Below are 21992 nucleotides of genomic sequence, written 5' to 3' on the forward strand. Positions count from 1 at the left end.
CTCTGGAGGAATATACACATGATATCAGTAAATGATTTTAAAACAGGTTTAACAATTGAAGTTGATGGTGGAATATGGCGAGTTCTAGATTTCCAACATGTAAAACCGGGTAAAGGTGCAGCTTTTGTTCGTTCAAAATTACGTAATATTCGTACAGGCGCAGTAAATGAAAAAACATTCCGTGCGGGTGAAAAAGTTGCAAAAGCACAAATCGATAACCGTAAAATGCAGTATCTTTATGCAAATGGTGATGTTCATAACTTCATGGACACAGAATCATATGAACAAATTGAACTGGATACAAAACAAATTGAACATGAATTGAAATTCCTTCGTGAGAATATGGAAGTTCATATTATGCAATATCAAGGTGAGACATTAGGTGTCGAGCTACCGAATTCAGTTGTGCTAGAAGTAACAGAAACTGAACCAGGTATTAAAGGAGACACATCAAGTGGTGGTACGAAGACAGCAGTAGTTGAAACTGGCCTTTCAGTTCAAGTACCATTCTTTATCAACCAAGGTGATAAATTAATTATTAATACAACGGATTCTTCTTACGTTTCAAGAGCGTAATTTTATGAGATGGGCATGTCTTTCTTTTTAGAAAGACATGCCCATCTCTTTTTCATACTCAAACCTGTTTTTGCATAAAGTACATAAACGGAGGAGGGGACAAGTTGGAATTTATTGATGTTCTCCGAGTAGCAGGAATAGGATTAATTTTGGCTTTTTTGCATTTGTTTTTTGAGCAAACAGGAAAAAAAGAGTTTACATTTTTCCTCTTTGTTTTTGGCTATATGTATATGACTGCTGAAATGCTCAGGTTTTTAAGGTACTTTTTTTCGGAAATCTCCACGTTTTTCGAATGGCTAACAACTTCGGTTTAAGCTATGATTAGTATTTTTCTTTCTATACTCATGATTTTACTCCTACTATTACTACACTTAATACTTCCTCAGTTCACACCCATTTTCACGACATTCTTTTTCTTCATGCTACTAGCCCATGTCTTTATAACATTACTCGTACCTTTTACCCAACAAATCATTTTAGCAGTGCCTTCTGAAGGTGGACCCATCATTCGGGTATTATTAATCTCAGTTTTTTTCACGTTCCTATCTGAAGCGTTGTCTGCTTGGTTTAGAAATCTATCTTACGATCTCTATATACCAATGATTCAAGTTAGCTGTAATGTAATCGTACTATCACAGTGGATTCCATTGATTAAAAAAATGTTTTCAATATTATCAACTCTGATTATTGAGTAATGTGCTGAAAGGAGAGGAAGAGCCTGTGTTAGAGCCCTTAATCTCCTATTTGTTTGGAATTAGTACTTATTTTGTTGTGTTAATCATCGGAATTCTAATCGCTTCTATTTTAGATATTATGATTCCAAACGGACAAAAATGGACAAGGTTTTCTTTATTTGCCATCGCTGTTTTATTTACCATTACCCCGGCAATTGAAGCTATTCAAAATATGAAGGATTTTGCATCGAATATGATTTCTTTATTCATGAGTGTCTATCCGGTATTAACGGCTGGTCTGTTTATGAATGGAGGTACATTGGCTTTCTCCATTTGGAATCCCGCGTTATTTTTCTTTATCCAATTTTCCGTATTTCTTTCCGAAAAACTACTGATTCCTTTACTAATAACAACCATTTTGCTCGATTTTGTCAGTCGTTTTCACCCAAGTACTTCTTTTACAAAATTATCCGATTTAATTCGGACTTCCTTATTGAGCATTGTTTCAGCCATTGTCGTGAGTTATAGCTTTTTCATTTCCATCCAAGGATTCATTTCATGGAATATTTCAAGTGCTTTTAGTGAACCCGTAAAAAAATTAATACAACAAAATATTCCATTTGTAGGTTCTTTTTTTTCTGAGAGCTTAAGTACATTTAGTCGATTTTCTTCTTCCATAACAGCCGTTACTGGTTCTGGACTTGCAGTAGGTATTTTAGTGATTGTCTTAGTTCCAACGATTAAAACGATCTTGATCGCTTTTTGCTATCGATTTGTTGCAGCATTTATCGAACCATTTGCTCCAGAAGATCTTGCGGATTTTTTAGATGATATTGGGAAGTCCCTATTTGTTTTAAGCATGATTTCGTTCCTCATTGCTTTTGCCTTTTTCTACACAGCAATTTTTGTAGTTATTATCTTAAAATTGTCCATGTTAGTGAGGGGTTGATATGCACGGATGGTTAAAAGGTTTAATTGCTATAATCTTTATCAGTCAGATTGCTCAACTCATGTTTAGCAATAAAGATTCCGTAGAACATATTCAACGAATTACCCGTTTTGGGATCGCTATCTATTTAATCTTGTATTTATCTACATTTTCATATGCATAGACAGGCATACCTGTTCATATAGTTTATCAAATGCATCGTTTTGCAAGAGAAGGGAGTGTGGGGCATATCCACTCTATTTAACAACAAGAAGTTTCCACCTATCATCTTGATTGTGTCGATGCTATTAATTTTCTTCGTTATGAATGGTGTGCCTTTTTTGAATGACTCTACTTCTACACCAACAATCGAAGATGGAGCATCCGCTTCACAAGAACTTAAAGAAGTATTACAAAAAATAGACGGAGTAGGTGATGTAGAATTATTCATTTATAGTGGCAAACAAAAAGAAGTGGATTCAAAAAGTAGTTTACCAACTTTTTCATTATTTAATGAACAAACAAGTAAGGAAAGTGGCATTCAGTCCATACTTGTAGTTGCAGCAGGTGCTGATAATATACAAGTTCAAAATAAATTAAAGCAATATTTGTCTTCCATATTTATTTTGCCAGAACATAGAATTGTAGTCGTCCCTATGGATGAGAAAGGGGTTTTGAAATGAAGGTCAAAAAACGTACAGTGTGGATGCTTACTCTCTTAAGTTTGGTTGCGGTTATTTCCGTATATTATGTTCAAGAAGATCCAAGTTCACGATTTGATGGATTGGCGATATTTTCAAATGAAACATTAGATCAATTGGCAGTTGAGGAAACTGGTGAAGTGACACCGGTATTAGCACAAAGTTCACTATTTGAAGAAATGAGAATGGAAGTTGCGAACCAACGTAGTCAACAAAGGGAACAATTAGAGGCACAAATTGCTTCTAATGAACTATCAGCTGACCAGGTAAACGAAGCGTACTCAGAAATGGAAGACTTAGCGAAAAGAGAAGCAACAGAAGCAATGTTAGAAATGTTAGTACAAAACCTTGGGTACTCAGATGCTTTGGTACGCACAAGTGATGGGAAAGTATTAGTTACGGTTGTATCTTCAGAACAATCAAAAGCTCAAGCTAATGAAATTATCTACATTGTAATGAATGAGTGGGAAGATGCAAAAGAAGTTAAAGTAGAATTTGATGATGGACAATAATAGTAGTCAATAAGTATCGATCATAATATTTTGCCACAGCCGCAAATGGTTGTGGTTTTATTGTGTTTAATTAAACTTATTACTAATAATTAGTACCAACTCTTAAGTATTTTTGGGTTATCTATTTCAAATTGAACAAAAAAAGACTAAAATAGAAGGGGTACGTAATTACATACACTTAAGGGGAGTTCGCGATGTTAAAAGTACAAGAAATACGTGAAATCATAAAATTAATCGATCATTCAACAATTGATGAGTTTGTTTACGAGTCTGAAGGAACAAAAGTGAAATTAAAAAAGAATAACGGTCATGTTCACACAGAAGGTTTGAATTCAACACCTCAACCTGTTGCACAACCAATTGCTAATGCTCCACAAGAAGCACCAGTTGCTGCAGCACCAAAAAATGATAAAGTTGAAACGTTTTCAGCTGAAGAAGTAAAAGAGCCAGCAATTTTAGACTCATCATTGCACAAAATTACTTCACCAATGGTTGGTACCTATTATCAATCTTCATCACCGGATTCACCTGCATATGTTCAAGTTGGTGACAAGGTAAATGCTGACGCGGTAGTTTGTATTGTTGAAGCTATGAAATTATTTAATGAGATTGAAGCAGAAGTGTCAGGCGAGATTGTTGAAATCTTAGTAGAAGATGGACAACTTGTAGAATATGGCCAACCTCTGTTCTTAGTAAAAGCGAACTGAGGGGGATTAAAATGAAAAAAGTTCTAATTGCTAATCGTGGAGAAATTGCAGTTCGTATCATTCGAGCTTGTAAAGAATTAGATATCGAAACAGTTGCCGTTTATTCAGAAGCTGATCATGATGCTTTACATGTGCAAATGGCTGATGAATCATACTGTATCGGTCCGAAATTGTCTAAAGATAGTTATTTAAGCTTTTCTAACATTATTAGTGTTGCCAAGCTAACAGGTTGTGACGGGATTCACCCAGGTTATGGTTTCTTAGCGGAAAATGCTTCATTTGCTGAATTATGTGAGCAATGTAATATTACATTTATTGGACCTACTTCAGATGCAATATCTAAAATGGGTACAAAAGATGTCGCGAGAGAAACGATGAGAAAAGCTGGAGTGCCAGTCGTACCAGGTTCAACCGGCATCGTTGCTGACGACCAAGAGGGTCTAACAATAGCTCGGGAAATTGGATTCCCTGTAATCATAAAAGCTACCGCTGGTGGTGGAGGTAAAGGGATTCGTGTAGCTCGTACGGAAGAAGAGCTTGTAAAAGGAATTCAGATTACGCAAAAAGAAGCTGCGGCTGCTTTTGGAAATCCAGGCGTCTATATTGAAAAATTCATTGAAGTTTTCCGCCACATTGAAATCCAAGTTCTTGCCGATCAATATGGAAATGCAATCCACCTTGGCGAAAGAGATTGTTCCATTCAACGTCGCATGCAAAAGTTAGTTGAAGAAGCTCCATCACCTGCTTTATCTCCAGAACTGCGTGCTGAAATGGGCGAAGCTGCTGTAAAAGCTGCTCTGGCTGTAAATTACCGAAGTGCTGGGACAGTAGAGTTTATTTTTGACCATATTAATCAAAAGTTTTATTTCATGGAAATGAATACACGTATTCAAGTTGAACATCCGGTTACTGAGATGATCACGGGAATCGATTTAATTCAGCAACAGTTGAAAATTGCTTCTGGAGAAAAACTAAGCTATGAACAATCTGATGTTAAAATAAACGGTTGGTCAATCGAATGTCGTATTAATGCAGAAAATCCCGCTAAAAACTTTATGCCTTCAGCGGGTAAAATTTCAATGTACTTAGCACCAGGTGGTTATGGAGTTCGTGTGGATTCTGCAATGTATACTGGTTATAGCATCCCGCCATACTATGACTCTATGGTTGCAAAATTAATTACACATGCTGATACACGTGAAGAAGCAGTAGCTAAAATGAAACGTGCATTAAGTGAGTTTGTGATTGAAGGAGTATTTACAACGATTCCTTTGCATGCAAAACTAATGGATCATGAAGTATTTAAATCTGGAGATTTCGATACGAAGTTTTTAGAAACGTATGATGTATTAAACTCCTAGAGAGGATGGATTAAAATGGTTGAAAAAACAACTTCCGCTTATGTTCAAATGACACCTTCGGGTAAAGAAGAACTAGGTAAAATAGAAGTAGCACCAGAAGTGTTGGAAGTAATAGCAGGTATTGCTACAACTGATGTTGAAGGAGTAGCTGGTACGCGTGGAAGCTTTGCGTCAGGTGTCGTTGAAAGACTTGGCAAAAAGGTGCATGGTAAAGGGATCAAAACCGAATTAACAGATCAAGGTTTGTTTGTTGAAATTTACTGTGTTGTTCAATACGGAGCTGCTATCCCAACTGTAGCAAAAGAAGTTCAAAATCAAGTCCGTCAAGCGATTTTTAATATGACTTCACTTGAAACAAAAGAAGTAAATGTTCACATCACGGGTGTTCAATTTGAACATCAAAAAGAATCAACTATAGAATAACGCAAAGCATCACTCCTTCATTGTGAGTGATGCTTTTTTCTGAACTTTCGAAAATCATGTTGAGTATGTTTTGTAAGTACGAAATATGCTATGATGTGTTCGGATACTTAAAGCAGGATAAAAGGAGAACACATACATGAAAAGAAGAGAAGCCCGTGAAAAAGCGTTGCAAACTTTGTTTCAACTTGAAAACACTGGTCTAACTGTAGAAGATGCAAAAAGTCATGTTTTGGACGGTAACTCTGACTCGTTCTACGAACAATTAGTAGTTGGAACGACTGAGCACTTAACACAAATTGATGAATCATTAGTTAGCCATTTAGAAAACTGGTCATTAAGCCGATTGCCTAAAATTGAACGAACCGTTTTAAGATTAGCGGTTTATGAGTTATTGTTCATGAAAGATGCACCAGCAAAAGTAATCATGAACGAAGCGATTGAACTTTGCAAAACGTTTGGTGACGAAAAGTCTAGTAAATTTGTTAATGGAGTTCTTTCAAAATACGCAGATTCTTAAGCGATTTAAATTAGGGGGCCAACATGTCGAGTGTCTTGATTAATGGAAATGAAATAGGAAAAGTCATACGCAATAATTTACAAACACGTATTGAAGATTTGAAAAAGCAAGGAGTCGTTCCAGGTTTAGCTGTTGTACTGGTAGGAGATAATGCTGCTTCAAAAACCTATGTTACCAATAAACAAAAAACATGCGAATCATTAGGCATGTACTCGCGTCTACTTTCGTTTACATCCTCTTTAAGTCAAGAAGAATTAATGGCAACTATACATGATTTAAACACTGATGAGTCTATTCATGGAATCCTTGTGCAATTGCCTCTTCCTAAACATTTTGATGAATCACTTATATTATCTGCCATCTCACCAGATAAAGATGTTGATGGCTTTCATCCTAATAACGTAGGGAAAATGCTTTTAGGACAAGAAACATTTTTACCATGTACGCCATTTGGTGTAATGAAGTTATTAGAACATAGTGGAATAGAAATCACAGGAAAACATGCTGTGGTCGTAGGTCGAAGTAATATTGTAGGAAAACCAATGGGTCAACTACTTTTACAAAAAGATGCGACCGTTACCTATGCTCATTCAAAAACTCCAGATTTAGGTTCTATTACTCGTCAAGCAGACATTTTAGTTGTGGCAGTTGGAATTGCTAAGTTAATTCAAGCTGAACACATTAAAGATGGAGCGATTGTAATAGACGTAGGAATGAACCGTGATGAAAACAATAAGTTGTGTGGTGATGTTGATTTTGCTTCCGTTTCACAAAAAACATCATTTATTACACCAGTTCCTGGTGGAGTGGGTCCAATGACGATCACGATGTTGATGGAAAACACCATTCAATCGGCAGAAAATAAGTTACGTCAAGACAAATGAGTTTATTACAGGTAAAATAGGTAAAAGAAGCTGTTTTTCTTATAGAAAGACAGCTTTTCTATTTCTTCTTTTTAAGGAGCTATGATTTCGTGTCTTCTATTTCTTATTTAACGGTTAAAGCCTTAACTAAATACATAAAACGTAAATTTGATGCCGACCCTCATATGCGAAATGTATATGTAAAAGGTGAGCTTTCAAATGTTAAAATTCATACAAGTGGTCATATTTATTTCACCCTTAAAGATGAACAGTCTAGGATGCCAGCAGTTATGTTTGCAGCTCAAGCTCGTTCAATGAAATTCAAGCCTGAAAACGGCATGAATGTTTTGATTCAAGGTGATATTAATGTCTATGAAAATTCTGGGCAATATCAGCTTTATACACAACATATGCAGCCAGATGGGATTGGCGAGTTATTTATTGCCTACGAACAACTCAAGAAAAAGCTCGATCAAGAAGGACTTTTTCATCCATCAAGAAAAAAAGTCATCCCTTCTTTTCCTAATAAGATTGGTGTCATTACGGCAACGACTGGTGCAGCGATACGAGATATTGTAACAACTTTAAATCGTCGGTATCCTCTAGCGGAAGTTCTCATATTTCCCGCTTTAGTTCAAGGTGCTGGAGCCGCTCCTAGTATTGTCAAATCAATTCATGCAGCACATCAAAATCATGGGATAGATGTGTTAATTGTTGGACGTGGTGGCGGCTCTATTGAGGATTTATGGGCATTCAATGAAGAAGTTGTTGCACGTGCATTCGCTGATAGTACAATCCCAATCATCAGTGCGGTTGGTCATGAGACAGATACAACCATTGCTGATTACGTATCCGATCTACGAGCACCAACTCCAACGGCTGCGGCTGAATTAGCCGTGCCAAGTCAAATTGAATTATTACAACAATCAGTAAGACTATCCAATCAATTAGTTCAGTTAACAACCACATTGATCACTCAGGAAAGAAAAAGGTTAAGTCGAGTAGCATCATCTTATCCTCTTGCTTATCCGGAGCGGCTTTATCGTCCGTTTATTGAAAGGCTGACGAGATTACAGGAACAACTAGAGAAAAACAGAAAAACAATTTTGGTGAATAAAACAGATTTGTTTACTCAAAAATCGATGCGTTTGCAACTCCAAAACCCAAATCGAATGATTTTACCCTTGCAAAAAAACGTACAAAACTTGCGAAGTAGAATTCAAATGGCGACTAAGAGTACTTTCCAAGAAAAAGAAAAGTCCTTTGCAAGTACCGTTAGAACACTTGAAGCCTTAAATCCATTAACGATTATGAGTAGGGGATATAGTATTGCTTATCAAAATCAGCAAGTCGTGAAATCAATTCATGAAGTGAAAGTAGACGAGACGATTGAAGTGTCTTTACAAGATGGGCAAATTCAAGCTACCATTACATCTATTTCTGAAAAAGTAGAAGGAGAATGAACATGACAAAAAAAGCAGTTTCTTTCGATCAAGCAATTCAAGAACTTGAGGATATTGTACGTCAACTAGAACAAGGTGATGTACCCCTAGAAGATGCTATTTCGCTATATAAAAAAGGAATGGAATTATCTTCGGTCTGCCACGATAAATTACAAAATGCAGAGAAACAATTAATTTCGATTATGGATGAGAATGGAGAAAAAACACCTTTTAATCAATCTGATAAAGAAGGAAAAACTGAATGAATACGAACCTCAATCATTTTATGAATGGACATTTATCATTAATTGAAAAAGAGCTTGAATTTCAAATTCAATCCATTTCTGCTCCACAGCCATTAAAAGAATCCATGTTGTATTCTGTGTTAGCTGGAGGAAAGCGGATTCGACCTCTTTTTCTAATGGCTGTATTAGATTTTTTAAATGAACAACATAAAGATGCATATACTATTGGTGCTGCGATTGAAATGATTCATACATATTCATTGATTCATGATGATTTACCAAGTATGGATAATGATGATTATCGCCGTGGAAAATTAACGAATCATAAAGTGTACGGTGAAGCATTAGCCATACTAGCTGGTGATGCACTTCTAACGTATTCTTTTGGCATGATTGCTCGCTTACCTAACTTGAATTCCGATTCTAAACTAGATTTAATTCAAGCATTAAGTCAAGCATCTGGTGCAGAAGGAATGGTTGGTGGTCAAGTACTTGACATGGAAAGTGAACGAAAAAAAATCAGTGTTACTGAACTTGAATTTATTCATGAAAACAAAACGGGTGCATTGTTAGAATTCAGTATTTATGCAGGAGCAATTTTGGCAAATGCTACAGGCGAAAAGGTCGAGGCACTAAAAAATTACGCCCGTCATATAGGCATTGCTTTTCAAATTCAAGATGACATTCTTGATATAGAAGGAACTTCAGAAACCCTGGGTAAAACTGCAGGGAAAGATGTGGCGAGTGATAAAAATACATATCCTGCCTTGTTAACCATACAAGGTGCGAAAGATAAAAAGGAATGGCATATTAATCAAGCTCTTTCTAGCCTGCGATTAATTCATGAAGAATCAGGTATATTAGACGAATTAGCTGCTTATATCATTAATCGAAGCAATTAACATAGTGAGGTATTGTTTGTACAATTCCTTTACATTGTTATAATGAAATTAAATAATAAATACAGATAACTGGGAAAAGGTGAGTGATGGATATGGATTTAAATACAATAACTAATCCATCTTTTATAAAAGATTTATCACACGAACAACTTTTAGAGTTAAGTGATGATATTCGTGCGTTTTTAATTGAAAAACTTTCTGTAACTGGTGGTCACATCGGACCAAATCTTGGTGTAGTCGAACTTACAGTTGCCTTACATCGCGCATTTAACAGCCCAGAAGATAAATTCATTTGGGATGTTGGGCACCAAGCTTATGTGCATAAAATTTTGACTGGACGTGGCAATCAATTTGATACATTACGCCAATTTAAAGGTCTTTGTGGTTTTCCGAAACGCATCGAAAGTGAACATGACGTTTGGGAAACTGGTCACAGTTCCACGTCTCTTTCCGCTGCTATGGGTATGGCTGCAGCGCGTGATATTAAAAAGGATAAAAATTATGTGATACCAATTATCGGTGATGGCGCACTTACCGGCGGGATGGCCTTGGAAGCTTTGAATCATATTGGGCATGAAAAAACGGACATGATTGTCATTTTAAATGACAATGAAATGTCGATTGCACCCAATGTAGGAGCATTGCATACAGTTTTAGGGAAATTACGAGCAGCCGGTAAATATAACAAAGTTAAAGATGATTTAGAATATTTGTTGAAGAAAATCCCAGCAGTAGGTGGAAAACTTGCTTCTACTGCTGAGCGAGTAAAAGATAGCCTGAAGTATTTATTGGTGTCAGGTATTTTCTTTGAAGAGCTTGGCTTTACCTACTTAGGACCAATTGACGGACATAACTATCAAGATTTACAAGATACCTTGCAAAACGCGAAGAAGATGAAAGGTCCTGTGCTTGTTCATGTTCTGACGAAAAAAGGGAAAGGCTTTAGCCCTGCAGAAGAAGACAAAATCGGAACTTGGCATGGTACTGGTCCATATAAAATGGAGACTGGCGCATTTGTTAAGTCTTCATCAACAGCGCCTTCTTGGAGTGGTTTAGTAGCTGAAACCGTTCGTAAACTTGCGCGTGAAGATGAACGCATTGTAGCTATTACACCTGCAATGCCGGTAGGATCTAAATTAGAAGGCTTTGCGAGTGAATTTCCAACTCGAATGTTTGATGTTGGTATTGCAGAACAACATGCCACAACAATGGCAGCTGGGTTAGCAACACAAGGTATGAAACCTTTCCTAGCGATTTATTCGACATTTTTACAACGTGCCTATGATCAAGTCGTTCATGATATTTGTCGCCAAAACTTAAATGTTTTTATCGGGATAGATCGTTCTGGTTTAGTTGGGGCAGATGGGGAAACGCATCAAGGCGTATTCGACATTGCTTTCTTAAGACATTTACCGAATATGGTGATCATGATGCCGAAAGACGAAAATGAAGGCCAACATATGGTGAAGACAGCAATTGAATATAATGATGGTCCTATCGCTCTACGTTATCCTCGTGGAAATGGACTTGGCGTCCCGATGGATGAGCAATTGCAAACGATTCCAATTGGAACTTGGGAAGTGCTACGACCTGGAAGTGATGCTGTTATTTTAACATTTGGGACAACCATTACTCTTGCGTTAGAAGCAGCTGAACGATTGTCAATTCTCGGTATTCAAGCTGAAGTTGTGAATGCTCGATTTATCAAACCGCTAGATGAATCTATGTTACATGAAATTGTTAAGCGTAAGCTTCCAATTTTCACAGTTGAAGAAGCTGTTCTTCAAGGTGGGTTTGGTAGTAGTGTTATCGAATTCTTAAGTGATCACCAATATTCCAATACTACAGTAAGTAGAATGGGTATACCTGATCATTTTATTGAGCACGGAAGTGTTGAAGAATTATTAGATGAAATTCACTTAACCTCGGATGAATTAGTCGTAAGAATAGAGGATGTTATTAAAGAAAAACGTCAGACCGGTACACATGTGCTATGAGTAAAATTGCGAAAGAACGAGTGGACATTTTGTTAGTTGAACGCGGATTAAGTGAAACGCGTGAAAAAGCAAAGCGAGCTATTATGGCTGGGACAGTCTTTTCAAATGAAAACCGTCTCGAAAAACCAGGAGAAAAAATTCCAATTGACACGCCTCTCCAGGTAAAAGGAAATACATTGAAGTATGTAAGCAGAGGGGGCTTGAAGCTCGAAAAAGCCCTTGAAATTTTTGATTTGGATGTAACAGATAAGTTAATGTTAGATATAGGGGCTTCAACGGGTGGATTTACGGACTGTGCGTTACAAAATGGCGCTAAACATTGTTATGCTCTTGATGTTGGATATAATCAGCTAGCATGGAAAATTCGTCAAGATGAACGTGTGACAGTGATGGAACGAACTAATTTTCGATATGTAACGGCGGCTGATTTAACGCAAGGCATGCCCGAATTTGCTACAATTGACGTTTCATTCATCTCACTAAAACTGATTCTTCCGGTATTAAAAACATTGCTTGTTCCAGGAAGTAGTGTCATTGCATTAGTCAAACCTCAATTTGAAGCTGGCAAAGATAATGTTGGCAAAAAAGGCGTCGTTCGTGACCCGAAAGTCCATTACTCTGTGTTAGAAAAGATTGCTCAATTCGCTCAAAATGAAGGTTTCACTCTACAAAATGCATCGTTCTCTCCAATAACAGGTGGAGAAGGGAATATCGAATTTTTATTTCATTTGATCGCTACAGAATCAGAAGAACCTGTTTATAGCTATGATCAATTAAAATCGCTAGTCCAAGAAGCACATAAACAACTAACTTGAACACGTCCTCACTGAGGACGTGTTTTTCTTGTTTGTCTTATTCGTTGGTGGTACGATATGAGATATTAAGTATATTTATTCATTCATACTAGGAGTGACTTTCAATGAACAAAGGACAACGCCATATTAGGATTAGAGATATAATTGCAAATCATGAAATTGAAACGCAGGATGACTTGGTTGATATTCTAAAAAATGCTGGCTACAACGTAACCCAAGCAACGGTTTCTAGAGATATTAAAGAACTTCATTTGGTAAAAGTGCCATTGCAAGATGGTCGTTATAAATATAGTTTACCGGCAGATCAACGCTTTAATCCTATGCAAAAGCTTCACCGAGCTTTAACAGATGCTTTCGTAAGTATTGATGGGGCAAGCCACTTTTTGGTGATGAAAACTTTACCTGGTAATGCTCACGCAATTGGTTCTTTAATCGACCACTTAGACTGGCGTGAAATTTTAGGGACTATTTGTGGAGACGATACATGTCTTATTATTTGTCGTGACGTAACAGAACGAGATATTATAAAGACTAGATTGTTGGAAATGTTATAAACGAGGTGGGATATCATGCTGAAGGAATTATCGATTAAAAACTTTGCGATTATTGAAGAAGTATCGGTTAGTTTTACTGACGGCTTAACTGTATTAACTGGTGAGACTGGCGCAGGGAAATCCATTATTATCGATGCAGTCCATTTGTTAGCAGGTGGGCGAGGATCTCAGGAATTTATTCGACACGGGGCTAAAAAAGCTGAGTTAGAAGGTCTTTTTTTCATTCAAGATGAGAAGCACCCTGTTTTTAACAAACTGATTGAATTTGGCATTGAGCCTGATGAAGATACGATTATCTTGAGAAGAGATATTAATGACCATGGAAAAAGTGTATGTCGTGTCAATGGACGTTTAGTAACCATTGCTATATTGAGAGAAATTGGTGGATCTTTAATCGATATTCATGGTCAACATGAGAGTCAAGAATTAATGGATGATCGTCTACATATTACCTTGTTGGATCAATTTGCAGGAAAAGATTTAATGATTCAAAAAGAGAAATATCAGAATACATATAATGCGTATAAAAAATTAAAAAAAGAGCTTACTAGTATAAATGATAATGAGCAACAAATTGCCCAAAAAATTGATTTGTACGAATATCAAATTCGGGAAATAGATGCGGTTCAATTAAACGAAGGAGAAGAAGAAACTTTAACGGATGAGAGAAAAAAACATCAAAATTATCACAGAACTTTCGAGAAAATTTCAAAGGCATACGAAGCCATTAACAATGAATCCAGAGGGTTAGACTGGGTTGGAGAAGCTATGAGCGAATTGACGGATGTGGCTTCTTACGACGATCAATTTAAGGAACCTTCCGAGACAATATCTTCTACATTTTATTCTTTACAAGAATCCGCATATTATTTAAAGGGAATTTTGGATGAAATGGAATTTGATGAGGGCAGATTGAACGAAATTGAAGACCGTTTAGCGACGATCCAATCAATGAAGCGGAAATATGGCTCATCAATTGAAGATATTCTTGTGTACCGAGAAAAAATTGGTTTGGAACTCGACGAACTTATTAACCGTGATGAGCGCGTTCAAATGCGTCAAGCAGAGTTAACGAAAATTGAATCGGAATTAGAAACTAAAGCAAATAAATTAACTAAATTAAGAAAATCAGCTGCGGTTGAATTAAGTCAGTCTATTCTAACTCAGCTTCGAGAATTATATATGGAAAAAGCAACATTTCACGTGAAGTTTTCTCCACAAAATGAATTTGATAAAGATGGAAAAGATTCACTTTCATTTTATATGTCGACAAATGTTGGTGAACCAGAAAAACCTTTATCAAAAATTGCTTCAGGTGGAGAACTTTCACGAATGATGCTCGCACTAAAGAGTATTTTTTCAAAACACCAAGGTATTACTTCGATTATTTTTGATGAAGTTGATACTGGAGTTAGTGGTCGAGTTGCACAAGCTATTGCTGAGAAAATTTCCAGCATTTCAAATTCTTCACAAGTATTATGTATTACGCATTTACCACAAGTTGCCGCAATGGCCGATCAACAGCTTTTGATTGCGAAAGAAGTTCTGGATGAACGAACCACGACAACTTTAACGGAAGTATCCGGTAAAGAGCGAGTTCATGAACTTAGTCGTATGATGTCTGGGGCAGAAATTACGGCTCGAACTTTAGATCATGCAACGGAGCTTTTATCCACAGCTGAAGAGCGAAAAAAAATAAATAAATAATGTATACCGAAAAGCACTTGCTGTTAAAGCAAAGTGCTTTTTTTCGAAAAAATTACCTTTCATAACTACTTTGTGAAGACACATAGTAAGTACATCTTGATGAATGGAGGTGAAGTATGCGATGGAATCTAGGTAAGCGAATTATTGCTTTAGCTGCAATCTGCTTCATGTCAATGCCTATTCATTCATTAGCAAATTCGGATGAGTTAATTCCGATGGGACAATCGATTGGTGTGCAACTGAAATTAGAAAGAGTTACCTTTGTTCATGATGTGTTAATTGAAGACGAAATATGGTTTAAAAGTGGAGATCAAGTTTTAAAAGTCGGTGACGAAACCGTTGAAACAACAAAAGACTGGAAAAAGATTTCATCAAAAATAAATACAAACGAAGTAAAAGTATCATTTAATCGAGCCAATAAACAACATTTAATTACCGTGTCTAAGCATCAATTGAGTGAGTTATTACCGTTTATGCGAGACCATACGGAAGGTATTGGAACATTAACGTATGTTGACCCTAATACGAGTGAATATGGTGCATTAGGACATCAAATCGTGGATCAACAAATAGAAAAAATTCCTCCATTCTTAGGAGGGAGTATTTTTCTTTCTGAAATAGCGAGTATTCATAAAAGTGTACCTGGTCGTCCAGGGTACAAAATTGCTAAACAAATTTCCATTCGTGAGAATGCCGGAATTGTGAATGCAAACACGGTTTATGGGATATTCGGTAATTTACTGGATAAGAACTTGCAAAATGGACAAGCAATTCCAACGCTTCATGTAAATGAGATTAAAGAAGGTAAAGCAGAAATATTAACCACATTAAATGGGAAAAAGGTTGAAACGTACGTCATTGAAATAATTAATGTAGAAGATACAACTTTCCAGTTTCACATTACGGATGAACGATTAATTAAAAAAACGGGTGGCATTCTGCAAGGAATGAGCGGTAGCCCGATTATCCAAAACAATAAATTTGCTGGTGCCATTACGCATATGGTTGTTGATAATCCCACAAAAGGTGCTGCAATTACAATTAGAGAAATGATAAAAAAACATCCTTAACCTTCGCATAAAAGTGAAGGAATGCATAGATTTAACCACACTTAAATAAGTGTGGTCTTTTTTTTGTAGTTTGATACAATAAGCATAACGATAATTCGACAAAACCATAGAAAAGATTGACAAACGTCGAAACTTGACTGAATATTCGAACTAAAGACTTATTTTTATAATTAATAAAGGAATTGACTATTAATTGTCGAAACTGACATGTGTGGAATTGGGAGAATGTGGCGAAAACAAACAACCATGTACGCTAAAGCTATTCAAGGGGGAAATTGAGATGGAGAAAATTAAAGTCGCAATTGCAGATGATAACAAGGAATTAGTAAAAACACTGGAGTCGTATCTTGGAAATCATCCTCAAATCGAAGTGATTGGTACGGCTGCAAACGGTAAAATTTGTTTGAATATGATTGAAAATGAGGCTCCAGACGTTTTACTACTAGACATAATCATGCCTCACTTAGATGGTATAGCTGTGTTAGAAACGATGCAAAATAATGAACAACTAGCTTCAATACAAGTAATCATGTTAACAGCTTTCGGGCAAGAAGATGTTATGAAACAAGCAGTGGATTTAGGCGCTTCGTATTTCATGTTGAAACCATTTGAATTTGATCGTTTAGTAAACCAAATTCTTCAGGTATCTGGCCATCGTCAAGAAAACAAACAAAGTTCGGCAGGTATTTTACAAGGACTTCCACAACAAAAAGTTAATCAAAAAATGATTGATACAACTATTACAGCTGTTATTAAAGAAATTGGTGTTCCTGCACATATTAAAGGTTACGCTTATTTGAGAGAAGCTATTCATATGGTGTATGAAGACATCGAGTTACTAGGGTCTATTACAAAAGTGCTTTATCCCGAAATCGGAACGAAGTTTAATACGACTGCTTCTCGAGTAGAACGAGCAATTCGTCATGCAATTGAAGTGGCATGGAATCGTGGGAATTACGAATCTATATCAAAAACATTCGGTTATACAGTTCATCACTTAAAGAGCAAACCGACAAATTCTGAATTCATCGCCATGATCGCAGACAAAATTCGTTTGGAGCATATGGCAAGCTAAAAATATAAAATACTGATGGGGCTTTCTCTTAAGTCATAAATGACTAAGAGGTGGCCCTTTTTCCTTGCAATAATTTACTAATATCCATGAATGTGTGAATTATGATAAAAATCTATTTGTAGAAAATCTTCAGATTTTTATCAACAAATCTTGAGTTTATGATTATAATGGAAAGGTGAGAAGGGTGGAGAAACATCTTGTTACTGGAAGAAAATAAATTCATTTCATTAAATGAGGTCGAAGGTAAAGTGATGATTACAATTCATAAACCTGGTTACCCATTAAAGGAATTTGAAAAAATATTACATAGAAACCCACGGATTAAAATTCCGAACTTTATAGAACTTAAGAAAGCTTTAATTAGTGAAGAACTAGCAGATTTTGAAGTCGGTTTATTTTTACCGTCGATTGAATTAGAATATACAAATGATTTGATGTCTGCACATATCATTGTCCATGAAACCATTGAATATTATGATGAGTATGAAACGAATCTTAATAAACGAGTCAATCTGCTACTGAGAGAAAACGGAATTGTTCATGGAATTCAAGATATTATTTTGAAGGAATTGAAAACGAGTAAACCTTATACGATTGCAAAAGGAACTCCTCCACAAAAAGGGCCGGATGCTAAAATAAAGTACCTTGAAAGACCTGAGAGAAAACCAATTATTGATGAAGAAGGTAAAGCAGATTACTTCGATATGAATTTCATTCTCGAAATCAATAAAGATGACTGGTTAGGAGAGAAGCTTGAAGCACAAGAAGGTGTCTTGGGTACGAATATTAAAGGGGATTCGATTCCTGCAATAAAAGGGAAGGACCTTAACTTAAAATATGATTCTAAATCTGTCTACGAAATTGAAGAATTAGGGAAAAGTGTATTGCGTGCACAAATGAATGGAGTATTAGATATTCAAGACGGAAGAATTATGGTTCATAAGCACCTTCCGATAAAAGGTGACGTGGGTGTCGAAACGGGGAATTTGAAATTTGATGGTTCCATAAGCATCACTGGAACCGTCATTAGTGGATTTTCTGTGATTGCATCTGGTGATATTTCCATTGAAAGTTCTGATGGCGTTTTTCATGCGAAACATATTCAGTCTGTTCATGGTGACATTTATATTCGTGGCGGCATTTTTGGCAAAGGAGAGTCGCTGGTTGAGGCTGGTGGTTCAATCTTTGTCAAACATTCAAATGAGAGTATTCTTTCCGCAAACAAAGACATCCATATAGGCTATTATGCTTTAGGATCAACCATTCGAGCGAATAATGTTTTCGTGAATGAATTAAAAGGGAAAATTATTGGTGGTCGGACAGAAGCTATAAATGTGATAACCACTGCTTATTCCGGAAATCATTTAGAAAGAAAAACCGATTTAATCGTACATGGTATTAACCGACAAGCCCTTCAAAATGAAGTGAAAATTAAAGCAGTTGAATTGAGAGAGATTCAAGAAGAAATTTATTCATTCGAGAAAAAAGTTACTCAACTTCAGTTAATGTTAGGGAAAATGTCTCCGCAACAAATCGGGGTTTATGAAGAATCTAAGCGGTTATTAGAAGAGAAACAGAAACTTTCTTCACAATTAGACAAGGAAATTCAACAAATTTTGGTTACGTTACGAACACCGGACGAATGTGAGATCAGAGTTACAAAAGAAGCACATGCAGGAACACATATTCAAGTTGGTTCAAAAACGAAATCACTCAATCATGTGACATCAGGTGTATTTAAAATAGAAAATGGTGTATTAAATGTCTAGACTGCCAATTTACGCTCATCGAGGTGCATCTGCTTATGCTCTTGAAAATTCCTTTACTGCTTTTGTGAAAGCGAAAGAAATGGGTGCAGATGGTCTTGAAATAGATCTTCAATTAACAAAAGATGGCGTACCAATCGTTACACATGATATTGATTTTTGGCGATTGGCTGGAAACCCGAAAAAAGTTTCTGATTTGTTATTAGAAGAAGCTCAAAAAATCAAGTTAGGTAAAAGAAGGTTTTGGCGAAAGTTTAACGGTGAGCATGTAATGACGTTCGAAGAAGTGCTACAATTTGCTATCCGTAATTCGTTGAAATTAAACGTGGAACTAAAAGAATCTTTTTTGACGGCAAATGATAGTGCATATTTGATATTCGCTCGTTCATTCGAAGGAATTGATATTCATTTCTCATCTTTTCATTATGAAGTTTTGGAACGAATTAAAAAAATAAATCATTCCCTTGAAACTGCTTTCATAGGGACAAAAAAATTAAACTGGCAGCAACTTTCTTTTCTAGCAGCCGCAGATGCTATCCATGTGCATAAGCGATACTATAAAAAAGAAAATTTAGACTTAGCGGAGCAATCTTTTAAAAAAGTACGATTTTATGGAATTGATGGAAAAGAATCTTTTATCATCAATCCTCATCCAGTTGTTGCTGGGTGGATAACTGATTACCCAGATATTGTTTTAAAGAAACAAAAAGGAATCTCAATGTCATAATGACATTAGGATTCCTTTTTTTTTGCAAACTTCGCTTGTACTTTCCCGTTTTTACGATCACGGTGTAATAAAAATCCTGCAAAAAAACCTAAACCGATAATTAAGAATAAAATCCCAATCACCATTTGAAGCCATAAAAAGGGAATGGGTCCAATTAACTTTCCAAAAAAAGTATCTCTTATCAATTTAATTCCCCCGGCTGCTAATAGACCTGGGATTAGTAAAACGATGAAAGCGAGCATTCTAGCCATCTTACAATCACTCCTCTTCATTGTATTTTACTAGCCGCTATATCTTTGTCAAGACAAGGAGAATCTTGTATGATAGAAATAGAATTTGCAAAAGATTGCATACAGTTAGTGGGGTGTTTTGAATGTCTTTGCAAAAAGTGTTGCTCGTTGGTGGGGGTATTGGAGGAACTGCTATTTTAAAGTTACTCTTATCAGCTGAATTTTTTGAAGTGGAAGCTATTATTGATATTAATAAGAATGCTTCAGCGTTAGAAATTGCTAAACAACATCAAATCACAGTTGATGATGATTGGCGCAAATATATCAACAATGATTTACATATGATTTTTGATTTAACGGGACAAACTGAAGTATACCAAGCGCTCCTTAAAGCCAAGCACGACCACGTAGTTCTAATCCCTGGTAGTGTCGCTAATATGCTCGTTCGATTATTAACCGAAAAAGATACGTTGCTTCAGTTAACAAAAGAACATGCCCATCAACAACAATTAATTTTCAACTCAATTGACGAAGGTATGGTCGGAGTTGATAAAAATAGTATTATAAACTTTTTCAATAAAAGTGCTGCTCGCATGACAGATGTAACTGCGGAAGATGCTGTAGGAAAACACATTTATGAAGTTATTCCAACAAGCGCACTCCCACGGATTTTTGAAAGTGGAAGAACCGAATTAAATAAGGAATTAGTTTTAAGCAATGGATCAAAAATTGTCACTTCTAGATTTCCTGTTGTAAATGAACAAGGCGAGCGAATTGGCGCATTTTCCATTTTCAAAGACATAACAGAAGTGGTGAACTTAGCTGAAGAAATAACCAACTTGAAGGAAATTCAGACTATGCTACAAGCTATCATTCAATCAAGTGATGATGCGATTTCTGTCGTTGATGAGGATGGGAAGGGCTTACTCATTAATCCTGCTTACACTCGAATTACTGGTCTTGAGACTGAAGACATCATAGGTAAGCCAGCAACTGCAGATATTAGTGAAGGTGAAAGTATGCATTTAAAAGTACTTCAAACGAGGAAAGCGATTCGAGGAGTAAACATGCGAGTCGGACCAGCAAAACGTGAAGTGATCGTTAATGTTGCACCAATAATCGTTAACAATCGATTAAAAGGTAGTGTTGGGGTTATCCATGATATGACAGAAATTCGTTCACTTATGAAGGAATTGGATCGAGCGAGGAGTATTATCCGGACGTTAGAGTCAAAATATACGTTTGATGACATCATTGGCGATTCAAAAGAAATGAAGATTTCAATTGATCAAGCGAAGCTAGCCGCAAAAACACCTGTCACTGTATTACTTCGAGGTGAATCTGGTACCGGTAAAGAGCTATTTGCTCATGCTATACACAGTGCGAGTGATCGAAAATACAACAAATTCGTACGTGTTAATTGTGCAGCCATTGCTGAACATTTATTAGAAAGTGAATTATTTGGTTATGAAGAAGGCGCATTTACAGGTGCTAAACGTGGAGAGAAACGTGGGTTATTCGAAGAGGCGAATCACGGTAGTATCTTTTTAGACGAAATTGGCGAACTTTCAAGTAGTACCCAAGTCAAACTTTTACGTGTTTTACAAGATGGTGAAATTGTTCGCGTAGGTGGAACAAAAGCGATACCTATTGATGTAAGAGTCATTGCTGCAACCAATATACACATGGAAAAAGCGATGCTTGAAGGAACATTTAGAGAGGATTTGTATTATCGTTTAAATCGAATGCCAATTCAAATTCCACCTTTGAGACATCGTAAGACAGATATTAAAGCGATCGCTGAACGTTTATTAGTTAAGTTAAATCAAGAGTATGGGCGTAATGTAGAATTGATTTCTGAAGTAGCCTACAATCGCTTGCGAGTTTATGATTGGCCAGGAAATGTAAGAGAATTAGAAAATGTCATTAGCCGTGGAATGATTTTTATGAAGCCGACTGAATCCATATTAGATGATCACCACTTGCCAATTTCAATGATGAAGCCTTCCGAATCTCAAATGAATCAATTAAATCAACCGATTCTTCCACTTGCAGATCAAATTGAAAGAATTGAGAAAGAGATCCTATCATCTACATTAAGAAATATGGGTGGCAACAAATCGAAAACAGCGAAAAATTTAGGGATTTCACTTAGAACGCTCTATTACAAATTAGAAAAATATGATATGGAATAACGCGT

General features: G+C 36.3%; 24 protein-coding genes. 23 read left to right on the plus strand and 1 reads right to left on the minus strand.

The genetic code is table 11. The features are described 5' to 3' along the window. Positions 1-18 precede the first annotated feature (18 nt). The 22 genes from efp (at position 19) to ACHUE4_RS02890 (ending at position 19562) form a co-directional block, all read left to right on the plus strand. Positions 19-576 carry an elongation factor P gene (gene efp, locus ACHUE4_RS02785; RefSeq protein ID WP_394187771.1) on the plus strand — a complete coding sequence of 186 codons (558 nt, stop codon included), beginning with the start codon at positions 19-21 and terminating at the stop codon, positions 574-576. 104 nt (positions 577-680) lie between these two features. Next, positions 681-890 (plus strand): SpoIIIAC/SpoIIIAD family protein, encoded by a 210-nt coding sequence (locus tag ACHUE4_RS02790; RefSeq protein WP_394187773.1) that lies wholly within the window; start codon positions 681-683, stop codon positions 888-890. 406 nt (positions 891-1296) lie between these two features. Next, positions 1297-2199, plus strand: a complete 903-nt coding sequence (locus tag ACHUE4_RS02795; protein WP_394187775.1) for a stage III sporulation protein AE — start codon at positions 1297-1299, stop codon at positions 2197-2199. A gap of 1 nt (position 2200) precedes the next feature. Beyond that, positions 2201-2362, plus strand: a complete 162-nt coding sequence (locus tag ACHUE4_RS02800) for a hypothetical protein (protein ID WP_394187777.1) — start codon at positions 2201-2203, stop codon at positions 2360-2362. 157 nt (positions 2363-2519) lie between these two features. Continuing rightward, positions 2520-2861: a hypothetical protein gene (locus tag ACHUE4_RS02805; RefSeq protein ID WP_394187779.1), complete on the plus strand. Its 342-nt coding sequence runs from the start codon at positions 2520-2522 to the stop codon at positions 2859-2861. Beyond that, complete coding sequence (locus ACHUE4_RS02810; RefSeq protein WP_394187781.1) at positions 2858-3391, plus strand: SpoIIIAH-like family protein; 534 nt, start codon at positions 2858-2860, stop codon at positions 3389-3391. Before ACHUE4_RS02805 ends, ACHUE4_RS02810 begins: the two co-directional genes overlap by 4 nt. A gap of 194 nt (positions 3392-3585) precedes the next feature. Further along, positions 3586-4098: an acetyl-CoA carboxylase biotin carboxyl carrier protein gene (gene accB, locus ACHUE4_RS02815; RefSeq protein ID WP_394187783.1), complete on the plus strand. Its 513-nt coding sequence runs from the start codon at positions 3586-3588 to the stop codon at positions 4096-4098. Positions 4099-4109: 11 nt separating this feature from the next. Next, on the plus strand, positions 4110-5459 hold the full coding sequence (accC, locus tag ACHUE4_RS02820) for an acetyl-CoA carboxylase biotin carboxylase subunit (protein ID WP_394187784.1): 1350 nt from the start codon (positions 4110-4112) through the stop codon (positions 5457-5459). 15 nt (positions 5460-5474) lie between these two features. Further along, positions 5475-5882 (plus strand): Asp23/Gls24 family envelope stress response protein, encoded by a 408-nt coding sequence (locus tag ACHUE4_RS02825; RefSeq protein ID WP_394187786.1) that lies wholly within the window; start codon positions 5475-5477, stop codon positions 5880-5882. A 136-nt stretch (positions 5883-6018) separates the two neighbouring features. Next, complete coding sequence (nusB, locus tag ACHUE4_RS02830) at positions 6019-6399, plus strand: transcription antitermination factor NusB (RefSeq protein ID WP_394187788.1); 381 nt, start codon at positions 6019-6021, stop codon at positions 6397-6399. Between the two features lie 23 nt (positions 6400-6422). Next, positions 6423-7283, plus strand: coding sequence for a bifunctional methylenetetrahydrofolate dehydrogenase/methenyltetrahydrofolate cyclohydrolase FolD (gene folD / locus ACHUE4_RS02835; RefSeq protein WP_394187790.1), 861 nt, complete (start codon positions 6423-6425; stop codon positions 7281-7283). 89 nt (positions 7284-7372) lie between these two features. Further along, positions 7373-8725, plus strand: a complete 1353-nt coding sequence (gene xseA, locus ACHUE4_RS02840) for an exodeoxyribonuclease VII large subunit (RefSeq protein WP_394187792.1) — start codon at positions 7373-7375, stop codon at positions 8723-8725. A gap of 2 nt (positions 8726-8727) precedes the next feature. After that, complete coding sequence (locus ACHUE4_RS02845; protein WP_394187793.1) at positions 8728-8970, plus strand: exodeoxyribonuclease VII small subunit; 243 nt, start codon at positions 8728-8730, stop codon at positions 8968-8970. Beyond that, a complete protein-coding gene (locus ACHUE4_RS02850; protein WP_394187795.1) occupies positions 8967-9851 on the plus strand; it encodes a polyprenyl synthetase family protein in 885 nt (294 codons plus the stop codon). Before ACHUE4_RS02845 ends, ACHUE4_RS02850 begins: the two co-directional genes overlap by 4 nt. A 92-nt stretch (positions 9852-9943) precedes the next feature. Further along, positions 9944-11848, plus strand: coding sequence for a 1-deoxy-D-xylulose-5-phosphate synthase (gene dxs / locus ACHUE4_RS02855; RefSeq protein ID WP_394187796.1), 1905 nt, complete (start codon positions 9944-9946; stop codon positions 11846-11848). Then, positions 11845-12663 (plus strand): TlyA family RNA methyltransferase, encoded by an 819-nt coding sequence (locus ACHUE4_RS02860; protein WP_394187798.1) that lies wholly within the window; start codon positions 11845-11847, stop codon positions 12661-12663. Before dxs ends, ACHUE4_RS02860 begins: the two co-directional genes overlap by 4 nt. A 104-nt stretch (positions 12664-12767) precedes the next feature. Beyond that, a complete protein-coding gene (gene ahrC, locus ACHUE4_RS02865; RefSeq protein ID WP_394187800.1) occupies positions 12768-13217 on the plus strand; it encodes a transcriptional regulator AhrC/ArgR in 450 nt (149 codons plus the stop codon). A 15-nt stretch (positions 13218-13232) separates the two neighbouring features. Continuing rightward, positions 13233-14924 (plus strand): DNA repair protein RecN, encoded by a 1692-nt coding sequence (gene recN / locus ACHUE4_RS02870; RefSeq protein ID WP_394187801.1) that lies wholly within the window; start codon positions 13233-13235, stop codon positions 14922-14924. 116 nt (positions 14925-15040) lie between these two features. Next, on the plus strand, positions 15041-15994 hold the full coding sequence (locus tag ACHUE4_RS02875; RefSeq protein WP_394187803.1) for a SpoIVB peptidase S55 domain-containing protein: 954 nt from the start codon (positions 15041-15043) through the stop codon (positions 15992-15994). 280 nt (positions 15995-16274) lie between these two features. After that, positions 16275-17069, plus strand: coding sequence for a sporulation transcription factor Spo0A (gene spo0A / locus ACHUE4_RS02880; RefSeq protein WP_394187805.1), 795 nt, complete (start codon positions 16275-16277; stop codon positions 17067-17069). Positions 17070-17266: 197 nt separating this feature from the next. Next, the gene (locus tag ACHUE4_RS02885; protein WP_394187807.1) at positions 17267-18838 is read left to right on the plus strand and encodes a DUF342 domain-containing protein; all 1572 of its coding nucleotides are present in this window, start codon (positions 17267-17269) and stop codon (positions 18836-18838) included. Beyond that, positions 18831-19562 (plus strand): glycerophosphodiester phosphodiesterase, encoded by a 732-nt coding sequence (locus ACHUE4_RS02890; RefSeq protein ID WP_394187809.1) that lies wholly within the window; start codon positions 18831-18833, stop codon positions 19560-19562. Before ACHUE4_RS02885 ends, ACHUE4_RS02890 begins: the two co-directional genes overlap by 8 nt. 5 nt (positions 19563-19567) lie before the next feature. Here the strand turns inward: ACHUE4_RS02890 and ACHUE4_RS02895 are convergent, their stop codons facing one another. Then, positions 19568-19813, minus strand: coding sequence for a DUF2627 domain-containing protein (locus ACHUE4_RS02895; protein WP_394187811.1), 246 nt, complete (start codon positions 19811-19813; stop codon positions 19568-19570). Positions 19814-19935: 122 nt separating this feature from the next. Here ACHUE4_RS02895 and ACHUE4_RS02900 point away from each other — a divergent pair, with 122 nt between their 5' ends. Next, positions 19936-21987 (plus strand): sigma 54-interacting transcriptional regulator, encoded by a 2052-nt coding sequence (locus ACHUE4_RS02900; RefSeq protein WP_394187813.1) that lies wholly within the window; start codon positions 19936-19938, stop codon positions 21985-21987. Positions 21988-21992 lie beyond the last annotated feature (5 nt).

This window comes from Paenisporosarcina quisquiliarum (assembly GCF_043641925.1).
In the GTDB taxonomy this organism is placed as follows: domain Bacteria; phylum Bacillota; class Bacilli; order Bacillales_A; family Planococcaceae; genus Paenisporosarcina; species Paenisporosarcina quisquiliarum_A.